A 13503-nucleotide genomic window follows, 5' to 3' on the forward strand; every position below is an offset into this window, starting at 1 on the left:
CGAACTAGACTTTTTGACTTTCGGCCTCTTTTTTGACCGATTCGCAATCGCTCTAGCTTCCTCGCGCGCAAGATCTGTGCTACTAATTGCGGCTATCGCACTCGTCACACCTATCTCACTCGTCGCAGCATGCGCATCCTCACGCAACGCAGCATCACCACGCAACGCATCCTCACCACGCAACGCATCCTCACGCAACGCAGCATCACCAGCATCAACCTTCGAAGCAACGCTTCCAGCTCCCCTAACCAACGCAGCCAACCCTGTATACGCAACGTCACCATTCGTAAGACCAGTGTCAGCTAAATCGGCGCCTTCCCCTTCTTTCTCGCCTTCTTCTACGCTTCTTTCTTTCTCGCCTTCTTCTTCTACGCTTTCTTCTACGCTTTCTCTGGTTTCTTCCCCTGTTTTCTCAAGACTTTCCGCGCTACTTTCCGCACTGCTTTCCGTAACAACGCCGTCAGTCGCGCTACCGTCGCCAGCCTCGCCAGCTCCCTTATCTTCCTTATCCTCCTTCTTTTTCTTCTTAACCGGCAAACCAGCCCACCAAATGTAGCCGCCCACCACGCACAAGCTTCCGAAGCAGCCCACAACCCACCACGGGAACCTCGGCACATCCGGCTTCTTACCACGATTAGCCTCATCCGCCGCAGGCGTCGGTATAATGCGCTCGCCCGTCACCAAAATGCGCTGCGTGTTAATGCCAAGCGGCGTACACGTAATCAGCGTCATCAAATCCTTACCAGGAACGGCCGCAATCTTCTTCGTCTCATCCGGGTTCACAACGATCTTTTCAATCACCTTATAAGTGAGCACCTCGTCGAAAACCTCAATCGTAAACGTGTCCCCCTTAACGATTTCATCGAGACGCGTAAACATTTCCGCACTAGCAAGACCACGATGCCCGGTTATAACCGAACGCGTGCCCTTGCCTCCCACCGGAAGCGACGTGCCGCGCAAGTGACCGAGGCCCTTAAGCAACGTGTCATCTTCCGTACCGTGGTACACCGGCAAATCAAGATCAATCTTCTTAATCTTCAAGCGCGCCATCAGTCCGTCGTCGTTCGCCTTCAACTGCTCCCAGTAATCCTGGCTAGCATCCGACGTGGCGCCGTGCGAAGTCGGAATGTTCGTGTTCGCCTCGTAAATAGCGCCCGACGAAAGCTTGCTGTTATACTCGCGCGCGCGGTCCAACTGCTCGTGCGGAGCCGGAATCGTGTGCGTAATAAGCTTCGCATACTCGGCCGCAACCTCCGACATGTGATACTGACTCAGCCACATGGCAGCGTGCGGATAAATAAGCGACGCAAACGACGCAAGCAACAGCAGCGTCGGCACAATGCACGACTTAGAGAATCGCCACTTTTTGGTGCTGGCTTTTTTGGTTGTTTTGGTTGATTGAGGTTTGGTGTCGCCCGCGTTTGGATAAGCTTGATCATCGCGACGACCGTGTTCCCCACGATAATCGCGTCGATCTGGCTTAACCGCCACAATGCGACTCTCAAAAAACCTAAACATGTTAGTAAATCCTCATGAAAGCGTTCGCGCGCGACGACCTGCCTGAGCGCTGCGGTTTAGCGCGCGAAGGTAATTCGGAGCGGAAACTCGCTTAAGTTGGAAGTCCAGTGGACTTACAACGCGAGTTTCGTAGCGAGCGCGTCGTAATTCGCGCGAGCGCTTTGGTTGTTTTGTGGAACATTTGCCGGGGGATTCTCCGGGTTTTGTAGCTGTTTTGGCTAATTTATGGAACATTCGCCGGAGATTTTCCGGCGTTTGTTGTCGTTTTTGCGTTGTTTGGAAACATTTGCCGGAGATTTCTCTCCTCGCGATTTTCTTTGCGAGATACTTGGCTTTCGTCTATGAGTTTTGACTAGCGTGTTTGGTGTTTAGTGTTGTGAGGTCAAGGAAATTTCAGCATCGTGCGTCCCGTCGCTACGCTCCTCTTTTAGCACTCTGCCCGAAATTTTCTTGACCTCTACTTCGCTACTCTTTAACACAAAACTCATAGACTAGCGAGTTTTGTTGCGAAAGTGCGTGGTTATGAACGGCAGTTATGAGATGTGGCTGTAAGAGATAGAAATTGCTTATCTCTCACTGCTAATAAGGCCACTCAAAACAGCTGCGCAGCTTGGTCGAAACCAAACTGCGCAACCGCCAGAGTAAATCAGCTGCGCAACCAAGTCACTCAACCGACTGAGCGAGTTTTACTCCTGCTCTTGCTCCTTGCGACGCTTCAACACAATGTAGAAGAACGTGCCAGCAATGCCAACAATGCCGCAAAGCGTCAAAATCACCAAGCCGCGAGCACCGGTCATAGGCAAAGAACCGAGAATCTTGTCAAGCTCCGTAGCCTTTACGTTCTCGACCTCAACAAGGTTGGCTGCTACTCTCTCCGCAACTGCCGTAGCATTATCTGTTGGAGAAGTAACATGTGTAAGATCTTCTTGCAACCACACGCAGTGAGGAGCAGAATCGAGCTTGTAACCAGCAGGAGCTTCGGTTTCGACTAAGCAGTAAAGCTTCTTCGTAGCAACAGACTTAGGATTATCCTTCGGAGCCTTGTAAACCAGAAGCTTCACGGAATCAGTACCATCGACATCTTTTTTGTTTATTGTCTTCTTCTTGGTTTCCAAGGTAGTAGCTTCGTCGGTTGCTGGGCTCGTGCTATCGTCGGCTGGCTCCTTATGCGTAATCTTCTTTACGTTGTAGGAAACACCAGTACCAGATTCAGGCTTCGTAGTTATAGTTGACGTATTCTTTTGAGCGTCAGTAGTGACGCTTCCGTCGAACTTAGTTGCCTTCGTAATGTCATTTTCTCCAACAGTGGTACTTCCATCAGAACCAGCAGTCGTCTTCTGAGTAACCTCATAGAGATCGAACTTCGCGCCATTCAAAGGCATGTTCTTCTTCTTGCCGTTATCAGTTTGACCTTCGCCAGCCTTGAAGAACTTGCTTACGGTAAGAGTGCCGTAGTGCATGATCTCGTTAGGAATGTCCTTGTCCTTGCACTCGTCTCTAGTATCACCAGGAACGCACGGATTATTACCATCGCCGTCGCCGGTCTTGTTGTCGTCGACGAAGGTGTTCGCAACGTTGGCAATCTCGTTAAGGCTCGTATCGTCAACCTTAGTCACAATCTCAACCACGAGCTTCGCAAGCTTCTTAGGATTCTCGGACTTGCTAGCCGCTTCGTACTTCTCCTTCGCGAGCTTAAGACCGTGATTTTCAACATTGTCCTTGAGCTTGAAGGTAAGAGTGTTGCCGTTATCGGTTGTAGGATTGGTCAACTCGTAGTCGTTAGTTGAATCAAGTGGTACTTCCTCAGGTACCTGTTTACCACCAGATTCAACAGTATTCGGCACCCACTTTTTAACGCCAGCCTTATCCGTTTCTTCCTTATAGATAGCGATCTTCGCCTTAACCATAGGCTTCTGCTGAGCGTCCTTTAACAAAGTCAGCTTATCAATCAACTTATCGACGAAGCCAATCTTCGTGTACTTCTTGTCTTTTCCAGGCGCGGTAAGAGGAATAGCAATCGTCCACGTAATGTGCGTACCTTCGACGGTCTTCTTCTGCGAGCTATCACTCTTCTTAGCAACCTCCGTATCGCCGACCAAATCGTTACGGTTTACACTACCGGTCTTGGTTGGAAGCTCCGGGTTCGTGTCGTTCTTCGGGTACACGTGAACGTCGTAAAGCCATGGCTTCGTCTTCTGAGTTGCGGTATCCGAGTTTGGAAGCGGCGTCGTGATTAAGAACGGCGCAACCGCCTTCGTAATGGAAACCTTCTTCCATACAGCTGTTTCGCCCGCAGCTGCCGTGTTTATCTGCGCCTTGGAAATATCCGTTTCCTCGATGTAGTACAAGCCCATTGGGAGCTGATCAAGCTTAACCGAGCCATCATCGCCGGTAACGCACTTTGCGCCGTCCTTAGTTTGAGTATTTGCGACAGTGCAATATCCCTTTGTAGTGTCTTTGGTGGCATCTCCAGTATACTTATTGAACTGCTTAGTCAAAGAAGGTTGCGCTGTCGTATCTCCATTCATCAACTGATCTACGGTGTAAGTTGGTTCTGTAGATTTACCGGATGCAGGTTTCGCAGCTGGTGTAGCCTCTTTAGGAAGCTTTAGGTATTGGACTTTATTAATCTTCGACCAGCCGTCGGCCTTAGAAAGGTCAATTACTTCGTCAGTTTTAGTATTGCCACCCGTAGCAGCAGGGCCGGTTTGGTACGTCTTCAAGCGCCAAATGGTGAACTCAACGCCCTTAACTTGCTTCTTGGCAACACTACTACTACCAACTGTGTCTACAAGTACTTTAGAATCTAGCTCCCTACCGTCATGAGCAACGTTCTTCAGTTCCGGAGCTTCATACTTGTGAATGGTAATGGATGTGGAATTAGCTTTAGTAGTATCAATATTAGCGGTGCTTGGTTCTGTAGTAGTACCACTATCAACAGCCCAGGCGATGGAGCTGGCGATGCAGCAGGTGCCGAGTGTGCAGGCGGCGGCGAATGCTGCCACGGCACGTTTTAGTAGAATTTTGTTTAGACGCATAATACCCCTCTTCTTGCAGGAACGTCTTGGATTAAATGTTTGCGTTTTAATTTTTGGCTTACAAAAAAGCTAATCATAGCAAGGTTATAATGTAATAACAAATTTCTAATAAGATATTACAAATACCTTCTTCTTAGCAATTTGTAGCAAGTTGGACGCGAGCGCTCAACTCTGAGTAAATACAAGTCTAATCATCAGCAAGACGTAAAAACAGGCACATTATACACATAAACAAATGTTTATACTTTTAAGCACCCCCCCCCCCGTAATTAATAAAATCGTTATATACCAATACTTTTTGAGGGTGTCAATATGCAAATAAATGCCCCTTAAACCCTATTTTTTACTTTCCCAAAGTTTCCCAAATCTTCACAAATCTAAATCATCGGCGTGTCGCATCGCCTTGCTTTTTCACTCAAAGCGTAGCGTGAAAAAGCAAATCGATGCGATAGCGCTTGCTCAATGTGGAAAGCCCAGTGGGCTTTCCATGCAAGCGCGCCCACGATTACGCTTTCTTTATTTCCTAAGAAAGCGTAATCTGACGAGTAATAGGTTTATTCTCGATACACTAATGCGGTAGCGCTTGCTCAAAGTTGAAAGCACGGGGTGCTTTCAACGCCAAAACGCTCGCGCGGATAACGCGCTCGCTACGAAACTCGCGTTGGAAGCCCCCCGGACTTCCAACTTAAGCGAGTTTCCGCTTTGAAGGAGCTCGAAATCCCAATGATTTCAAGCTCGGTCAAAGCGCTCACGCAGAAAGCCAACTGCACCAATGTCACACAGCCACCAACCAGAGACCCTAACGCAGCGCGCCAACTGCACCAGTGTCCGATAATCGACCACCAGAGACCCTAACGCAGCGCGACGCTCTAAAAGCCCGTTCCTGTATATCAAATTTTCAAATTCTTATTGTTTAACATTCCAGCAAACATTGCATGATACATATCCTTCGACGATTCTTCTATCTTGGTAATACTTGATATTTTATTTCCCGCATCCTTTGACGATGCTCCACAAAGATAAAAGGCCTCATTTTCTGCACCAAAGTCTATTGCAATATACCTATCGTGGTATTTTTTATCGGCCATCTTCAGATTCAGGTCTATATTAGGATAATCTTTTCTAAAATCATCTAAGATATTTTTCGTAAGCATATCTTTATTTCTCACATTATCGCTAAAAACTACGATTTGCGTGTTATCTCTTGCAGCCCTTAAAAGTTCCAATGTTTTAAGCCCAATATAGTTGTCGATAACATAAATGCTTTGCTTTGCTGACTTATATATTTTTGTATAGGCAACATCGGCTTCTATCTTATCTCCATTCAGCAAAAGAAAATGCTTGTAGGTGTTACTATCTATAAAATTATCCATCACCTTTTTCAAATCTTCTTTTGTTGCTAAGGTGCCAATTTTATCGTTAATATTTGCTATTTCTTTTGAATGCTGCATTATGTCATTCGTATTTTGACTTGTTTGCAATGACAGTTGCGTCATTTCTTTTGAGCTAAGAAAGTCTCTATTTTCAACAATGAAGTCTTTCATCTGCTTGAACATTCGTATTAAAGCCTTGCTTTGTTTAACTGCAAGTTCTCCTTTTAATACGGTCATAAGCATATAGATTCCCTGTTCCGTAAAGGCGTAGGGCTTGTATTTAATATTACTGCCTCTACCTTGCGCTTTGTTCAAGGTCGCAAAATGCGACCTTGAAAGTTCATGTACTCGCCCATCGTTCAAGGTGCCAAAATGGCACCTTGAAAGTTCACATACTTCCTCATCGGTTAATTGGAACATAAAATCGTCATCAAATTTTTCAATATTCCTTTTAACCTGTCTATTAAACATTTTTGTTTCGTAACCGTATATTTCAGCTAAATCTGAATCAAGCATAACTTTTTGATTTCTTATATAGTAGATCTTACTTTTAATCGTAGCTTCATCTATTATCGCTATCTCTTTATTCTCTTCTGCCATAATGCCCCCAACATTATCTAAATATCTTTCCCAATCTGTCACGCACTGCGTAACTTATACTGCGCGGCTTTCACTGCGCGGCTTTTTTAAATCAATATCATATTCTTTTGAATTTTTCTACTCCATCTTCAGCTTTTCCGACTTGTTCCGCATTTTTACTACATAAGCGCACCATAAGTAAAATCAGACACTAACGCAGTACGCAATCTGCGCCAGTGTCCCAAAACAAGCAAAATGAGACCCTAACGCAGCGCACCAACTGCACGCGGGTCCGAAGAACGGGATTAAGAGACCCTAACGCAGCGCGACGACCTGCCTTCGCGCTACGCTCTAAGCGCGAAAGCAGGTCGTCAGCGCACACAAATTTACAGGAACTCAGCCATCACAATCGGCAAACATTCAATCGCACCAACGCGCTGATAGTCTTTAGTGTAAATCAGCAGCTCGCGCGCAATACGCGAAGAAAACTTGCGCGAGAAAACATCAAGCGAAGCGTGTGTTTTATAGCCGGAACTTTTCACTTCAATCGGGACGATTTTATTCTTTTCCGCAATCAAAAAGTCAATTTCGTAATTGCGATTTCCTAACGCGCCATCAACACGCGCACCATCACCCTCATCAATCAACCCCTCCGAACTCATACTCTCCACAAAAGTGTGATAATACAACTCATGCCCATGCGCACTCAACATTTGCGCAACCATATTCTCATAAACATACCCAAGATTCGCCTGCAACTTGCCGCTCAGCAATCGCGTGTAAATACCATTGTCCGTAAACGACTTATCCTTAAAAGCCAGCGTAACAAACAATCCAGTATCCGCAAGAAAAAGCTTAAATTTAGTCAAATCTTTATGCTGAGCCATTCCTACAGAAGGGTCAGAAGTGTGATTCGCAATGAGAACGGTTCCGGAATCCTTTAGCTGTGCGAGCTGCTCAAGAATATCATCCGCGCCCTTCCCAGTAAGAACGCTAGAAACGTGGTATCGCGACGTGTTAGACATAAGTTGCGCTGGAATAGCGTCGAAAATTTCGGAAATTTTACCAGTCGTGTCAATCTTCCAAAAATCCTTCTCATACAATGAAAGAATGTCACGTTTCACTTGATCCACGGCACTAAAATCGTTAGTCTCAATGTAACTTTCTACAGCTTGTGGCATCCCACCAACCAGCATATAAATACGAAAATCTCTCAGAATCTTCCTACAAGCCGCTTGACCGATTGGTTTTTTAGAATCATACAGATTACGCAGAAGCGGAATAGTGACTTCATCACCAAGCGCGCGAGTGAACTCCTCATAATCCATCGGATACATTTTCAGCTTGCGTTCTTCGCTCGGAATAAGAATATCCTTAACATTTTTGTAAATCGAAATTAGCGAACCGGTTTCTATATAGTCGTATCTGCCGTCACTCACTAAAGCTTTTATGGCTTGACGCGCTTTAGGGCAAAGCTGTACTTCGTCAAAGACAATGCAAGATTTGCGCTCTTTTAAGCTTGTTTTGTACGCAAGCTGTAGCTGCAAGAAAATATAGTTTATGTCCGAAAGGTCGTCAAATAGCTCCTTTATTTCTTTCGATGCTGTGTAAAAGTCGACGAGAATGTAGCTTTCGTATTCGTTTTGAGCGAATTCTTTTACGATTGTCGATTTGCCCACGCGACGCGGGCCTTCGATAAGCAGCGCTGTTTTGCCGTTGGACTCGTGCTTCCAGGCGAGCATTTCGGAGTAGATTTTGCGTTGGAATTTGAGGGGTGATTCGCTACGTGCTGCGTCTGACGATTGTTGCATGAAATTACGCTGAGTTTTAGCTGACGTATTACCTTCGTAAACCATTGCAATTCCGCCTTTCTTCCCAAAATCGACATTTTTATTTTATCAAATTACCCCAAAATCGGCAATTTTTATTACCGCAATTCACCCCAAAATCGATATTTTTTACTACATAAGCGCACCATAAGTGAAATCAGACACGCGCGCAGAACGACGACCTGCACGAAGGTCTCATTACGCAGGTCTTCAGACACTAACGCAGAACACATACTGCACCAGTGTCCGAAGGTAGGCAAAATCAGACACTCGCGCAGCGCACCAACTGCACCAATGTCCCAAAACAAGCAAAATGAGACATTAACGCAGCGCACCAACTGCACGCGGGTCTGAAAACTGTCAACTAGAGACACTCACGCAGCGCGCATACTGCACCAGTGTCCGAAGACAGGCAAAATCAGACCCTAACGCAGAACACAATCTGCGCCAGTAACAAATAAACCTCAGCGCGCAATACTGCAAGCACGTCAACGATTAATAATGTAGTGATTAATTGCGCATTATGGTATAAAATTTCAGTTAATACAACAGCTCACAAAACATACGCAAAATACTGCGAGCATAAGCAATACGAGGAGGAAGCAGGATGGCAAATAATATTGCATCTTCTAATTCTCTTGCCGCCAGCGCGTCTGAACTAACGCCAATCGCAGTTAAAAATTTGTGCGAAAAAACAGCGCGCAAATTAGGCGTAGACGAGCTGTACCTTTTTGGCTCGGTCGCGCGAAACGCAGCAAACCGCGATTCGGACGTTGACTTCATTTACAAAATTCGTAACGATCCAAACCCGCAGTCACCGCAATCGGCTATCAAAGAAGCGAGAAAAAAGCAAGAATTACGCTTAGCTCTGTCCGAATGTTTAGGAAGAAAAGTGGATCTTGTAAACAAAGATTACGTAACGAAACCACTTTGCGATGGCGGCGATGCGGAGTTGCAAAGAAAAGCGTTCGTTACAGCAATCAACAAGCAGCCAATCTACAAAATCATTTAGCGCGAGATTTGGCGCTCCAAGCAAACTCAATTCAGCAAAACTGACTCAATGTCAAATTTTTCAATGTTATTTTTCCTTACTTTCTGAACATTCACGAGATAGTTTTTTTAATTCAATTACAGTAACTAACACAGTTTTTAGGCTAGAAAGCATTCCATCTCGCCTTAAATACTAATAACCACTGTATTTACCTCTTTTATCAAAATCATCATAATAAAATTATTGATTATGAGATAATCTGCTATAATAAACTAAGATGTTTTGAGTAAATAACGAAATTACTTTTCATTTAAGAATTAAGAGTATTTTTTCGTTTTTTATTCTATATTCTTAAAATATCCATTGAATTACGAAATTTAACTGTAAAATGCTTAGAGGAATCATGGATGACAATTACTTAGACATCAAATCTAAAATAGACAATCTTAAAGATCAGGAAGCTGGAGCTGCTTTCAAAAGCATTGTAAAAGCGTACCTAGATCCAGCTTATGGTTCTATGACAAAAAGAGACTTAGATATCTTACTATTTACTGAATTACAAAAAGCTAATATTATAAGCAAAAATGCTGAATTATATGAAATTATACGCAGTTTAAAAATTAGCCGAGCTAAAGCAAAAAATTTATTATACGAATCAAAAATGCGTAGAGCATCAATGGAGGATTTAGACAAAGAGCTAAAGGAAATTATAATTAAACCTATTTTTCTAAAGGATAATGACAATATTTCAATCGAAATAGACAACCAATTACTAGTCGACCATATTAGATGGAAGCTTAAAAAACTAGGCTACATTACAGATGGTTCATTTTCAGCTGATTTGCTTAAGTTATCAATTGATGCATACGTTGCTCTATTCGTTAAAGTAACTGGCGAAAATAGCAAGAAAGTTATAAATGAAGCATTAGCTAAATGCGGAGCAGAAGAAATAGGATTCTCCGGCCTTTTGAAAAAAATCCTTAAAGATGCTACAAAAAAGGTAGTAGGAGAGGCAACAGGAGAGGCAACAGTAGAGGCAGCAGTAGAGGCAGCAGAAGGGTTAGGGAAGAAAGTATCTAAATGTTTATACGAAAAATTACACTCCCTAATACACGCACGCGATAAAAAAAGCGAAGTATCTAAAATCTGCGAGGAAGCTCAATTAAAAGATTAATGAATTTATGTGCATATTGACAGAAATTTAACAGCACATACATCACGGCATATACCTCTTATTTAGGCAAATACATCTTAACAGCGATATCGCCAGTTCCAAACTACCACCAAAAATCAACGTAGTGTATGTAAGCGTGAGCATAGCACTTATGTATCGGGGCATCCAATGCAGTCAAGAACTTGCCCCATACTTCATCGGGTTTGTGGACTTACCTACCACCTAAGTCCACAAACCCGAGAAATCAGCTCTCAGGCAGGTCGTCAGCACACACGAAATAACTTTTATCCGCATTACGTAAATTTTATTGTCTAAAATAATTACGCAGAATAACATCAAATTATGGACAAACGCAACAACCACCACAAGCATCAATAACAACGAACAATAGTACAAAAAATAAAGTAGTTCCAATAAAGCTACTTATAAAATAGACACACTAAAATAGACGCATACAAAAACAGAAAATAGAAAATGTGCATAGCACAATGTACTCAATAAAGAACAATCGAAGGGGGAAATAAACATGGCCGTAGAGAAAAAGACAACAAGTGAAAATAACCAGCGAGGAAATCTGCTTATTTACCAAGCCGAAGATGGCAAAACAAAAATAAACGTGAGATTTGTTGATGAAACAGTGTGGCTTACGCAGCAACAAATGGTCACGCTTTTCCAAACATCTCGCACTAATATTGTTGAGCATATTAAGCACATCTACGAAGAAAACGAGCTAGACGAAAATTCAACCTGTCGGAATTTCCGACAAGTTCGTTTGGAAGGCACAAGGCAAGTTGCACGACAAGTACCACATTACAATCTCGATATGATTATTTCACTTGGATATCGCATAAAGTCCAAGATTGCAACCAATTTTCGCCGTTGGGCAACAGAACGCCTCAAAGAGTACATGATTAAAGGCTTTACCATAGATGATGAGCGACTGAAAGAACTAGGAGGAGGTGATTATTGGAAGGAACTTTTAGAACGAATTCGCGACATTCGTTCTTCTGAAAAGGTAATGTATCGTCAAGTGCTCGATTTGTACGCAACTAGTGTTGATTATGATCCAAAAAGTCAAGAATCAGTAGCGTTCTTTAAGATTGTGCAAAATAAGCTTCACTATGCTGCTCATGGGCACACAGCGGCCGAAGTAATTTATGAGCGAGCAGATGCAGATAAACCTTTTATGGGACTTACTACATTTTCTGGGGATTTTCCTGCCGCTAAAGATATTGGCATTGCTAAAAATTATCTAAAAGAAGACGAACTAAAAGTTCTTAATGGTATTGTTTCTGGATATTTTGATTTCGCGGAAATACAGGCAATACGCCATAATCCTATGCACATGAGCGATTACGTAAAATGCTTAGACAACATACTTTCTGCTGCGGGAGAACAAATTTTATTAGATAATGGCAAAATTAGCCACAAGCAAGCAATTGAAAAAGCAACCGCGGAATATAAGCGTTTTATTGTCAACAATCTTTCGCCAGTTGAAGAATCTTATCTCACTACCATAAAAAATCTCGAACAAATCGTCAAGACCACTGAAGAAAACGCCACAAAACACAAAAATGGTAAGTAGAGACTTGAAAAACGCTGGGACAGTATCGATAATTGCGGAAATCTAGTTGACACCTTCGTAAACCATTGCAATTCCGCCTTTCTTCCCAAAATCGACATTTTTTATTACCGTAATTTACCCCAAAATCGATATTTTTACTACATAAGCGCACCATAAGCAAAATGAGACACGCGCGCGGCGCGCAATCTGCGCCAGTGTCCCAAAACAAGCAAAATGAGACCCTAACGCAGCGCTCCGACTGCACGAGTGTCCGAAAACCACCAACCAGAGACACTCACGCAGAAAGCGTACTGCACCAGTAACGAAAAAACGCCTCTATACGTTACGCGCGCAGTCACTCATCTGCACTAGTAACGAAAAAAACAGAAAAGCGTTCGCACGGATAACGTGCTCACTTACAAAACTCGCGTTGGAAGTCCCCCGGACTTCCAACTTAAGCGAGTTCCCGCTCCGAGTTGCCTTCGCGCACTATGCTTTGAGCGCTTCGGCAGGTCGTCGCGCTGCACCAGTAACAAAAGAACGGTGGTGCTCACGCGAATAACGCGCGCAGGCACGTCAACGCGCATTCGGCACAAATTCAATCCTGCAAGTCGCATTCAAAGCATTTGCAATACGATTCAAAAGCGCAACAGTCGGATTCCTCGAACCATTTTCCAACCTGCTAATATCCGACTGACTTATACCCGTCTTCTCCGACAGCTCAGCCTGAGTCAAACCAGCCTTTTTCCTCGCCATCACAAGCGACATAGTCAAGTCTCTTTCCGGCTGAAGCGCATCATACTCTTTCTTAAACTCGGGATCCTTCATAAGCTCGTCCGTGAGTTCATGCAAATCATTCATTCGTTTTCCCTGCCCTACTTGCGCCCCCTGCAACTCCTGCTTTTCCTGCAACTCTTGCCTTTTCATCACAAGCCTATCTTTCTATTAAAATATTCAGCCCTTCTCTGCATAGCTACTAATATTTCACTACGCGGAGTTTTCTGCTGCTTTTTAACAAATCCATTGGTGGCAATAATAATCTTATCCGCATCAAAAAAGTATAAAATACGCACTATGTTGCTACCTAAAATAGTGCGAAGCTCAAAAATATGGTTGCCAACATGCTTACTAAGCGGCTCCCTCGCATCGTTTCCCAACATCTCCAAGCGATGCAAATCAGAAACCACCTTCGCGCGCAACTTGACATCCAAACTTTTAATAAACTCACGTACTGGCTTATCACCATCCTTATCACTGTAAAAAATCACATCAAACAATTTTCCCCAACCCCCTGTCTTATGTTATATATAGCATAATAATACATGCGCGCCTTGTCAAAACAAGCAACAGAGACCCTAACGCAGCGCACCAACTGCACGCGGGTCCGAAGAACGGGATTAAGAGACCCTAACGCAGCGCGACGACTGCACGCGGGTC

The 13503-nt window shown here is 43.8% G+C and carries 8 protein-coding genes and 1 pseudogene; 3 read left to right on the plus strand and 6 right to left on the minus strand.

Translation table 11 applies throughout. The features are described from left to right. Nucleotides 1–504: 504 nt before the first annotated feature. The 4 genes and pseudogenes from HXT56_RS04465 to HXT56_RS04480 all read right to left on the minus strand — a co-directional run. A pseudogene (locus HXT56_RS04465) lies at nt 505–1518 on the minus strand (class C sortase); the annotation flags it as partial. Nucleotides 1519–2204: 686 nt separating this feature from the next. Next, nucleotides 2205–4556, minus strand: a complete 2352-nt coding sequence (locus tag HXT56_RS04470) for a SpaH/EbpB family LPXTG-anchored major pilin (RefSeq protein ID WP_421777854.1) — start codon at nt 4554–4556, stop codon at nt 2205–2207. An 890-nt stretch (nt 4557–5446) separates the two neighbouring features. Then, nucleotides 5447–6529, minus strand: coding sequence for an ORF6N domain-containing protein (locus tag HXT56_RS04475; protein ID WP_421777855.1), 1083 nt, complete (start codon nt 6527–6529; stop codon nt 5447–5449). Between the two features lie 365 nt (nt 6530–6894). Then, complete coding sequence (locus tag HXT56_RS04480; RefSeq protein ID WP_421778492.1) at nt 6895–8319, minus strand: ATP-binding protein; 1425 nt, start codon at nt 8317–8319, stop codon at nt 6895–6897. A 625-nt stretch (nt 8320–8944) separates the two neighbouring features. Between HXT56_RS04480 and HXT56_RS04485 the strand changes: the two genes are divergently transcribed. The 3 genes from HXT56_RS04485 to HXT56_RS04495 all read left to right on the plus strand — a co-directional run bounded on the left by HXT56_RS04485 (nt 8945) and on the right by HXT56_RS04495 (nt 12087). Then, nucleotides 8945–9349 (plus strand): nucleotidyltransferase family protein, encoded by a 405-nt coding sequence (locus HXT56_RS04485; protein WP_421777856.1) that lies wholly within the window; start codon nt 8945–8947, stop codon nt 9347–9349. 382 nt (nt 9350–9731) lie between these two features. Further along, nucleotides 9732–10502, plus strand: a complete 771-nt coding sequence (locus HXT56_RS04490) for a hypothetical protein (protein WP_421777857.1) — start codon at nt 9732–9734, stop codon at nt 10500–10502. A gap of 526 nt (nt 10503–11028) precedes the next feature. Next, a complete protein-coding gene (locus tag HXT56_RS04495; protein WP_421777858.1) occupies nt 11029–12087 on the plus strand; it encodes a virulence RhuM family protein in 1059 nt (352 codons plus the stop codon). 555 nt (nt 12088–12642) lie between these two features. On the opposite strand, the gene HXT56_RS04500 is transcribed toward HXT56_RS04495, so the two are convergent. Further along, complete coding sequence (locus HXT56_RS04500; protein WP_421777859.1) at nt 12643–12927, minus strand: helix-turn-helix domain-containing protein; 285 nt, start codon at nt 12925–12927, stop codon at nt 12643–12645. Nucleotides 12928–12992: 65 nt separating this feature from the next. Then, nucleotides 12993–13334 carry a type II toxin-antitoxin system RelE/ParE family toxin gene (locus HXT56_RS04505; protein ID WP_421777860.1) on the minus strand — a complete coding sequence of 114 codons (342 nt, stop codon included), beginning with the start codon at nt 13332–13334 and terminating at the stop codon, nt 12993–12995. Nucleotides 13335–13503: the final 169 nt, after the last annotated feature.

The organism is Gardnerella nova (assembly GCF_049244055.1).
Taxonomy (GTDB): domain Bacteria; phylum Actinomycetota; class Actinomycetes; order Actinomycetales; family Bifidobacteriaceae; genus Bifidobacterium; species Bifidobacterium vaginale_H.

Coding starts and splice junctions, on each gene's coding strand:
- HXT56_RS04485 (WP_421777856.1), top strand. CDS start 8,945: ATGGCAAATAATATTGCATCTTCTAATTCTCTTGCCGCCAGCGCGTCT.
- HXT56_RS04480 (WP_421778492.1), bottom strand. CDS start 8,319: ATGCAACAATCGTCAGACGCAGCACGTAGCGAATCACCCCTCAAATTC.
- HXT56_RS04495 (WP_421777858.1), top strand. CDS start 11,029: ATGGCCGTAGAGAAAAAGACAACAAGTGAAAATAACCAGCGAGGAAAT.
- HXT56_RS04500 (WP_421777859.1), bottom strand. CDS start 12,927: ATGAATGATTTGCATGAACTCACGGACGAGCTTATGAAGGATCCCGAG.
- HXT56_RS04470 (WP_421777854.1), bottom strand. CDS start 4,556: ATGCGTCTAAACAAAATTCTACTAAAACGTGCCGTGGCAGCATTCGCC.
- HXT56_RS04490 (WP_421777857.1), top strand. CDS start 9,732: ATGGATGACAATTACTTAGACATCAAATCTAAAATAGACAATCTTAAA.
- HXT56_RS04475 (WP_421777855.1), bottom strand. CDS start 6,529: ATGGCAGAAGAGAATAAAGAGATAGCGATAATAGATGAAGCTACGATT.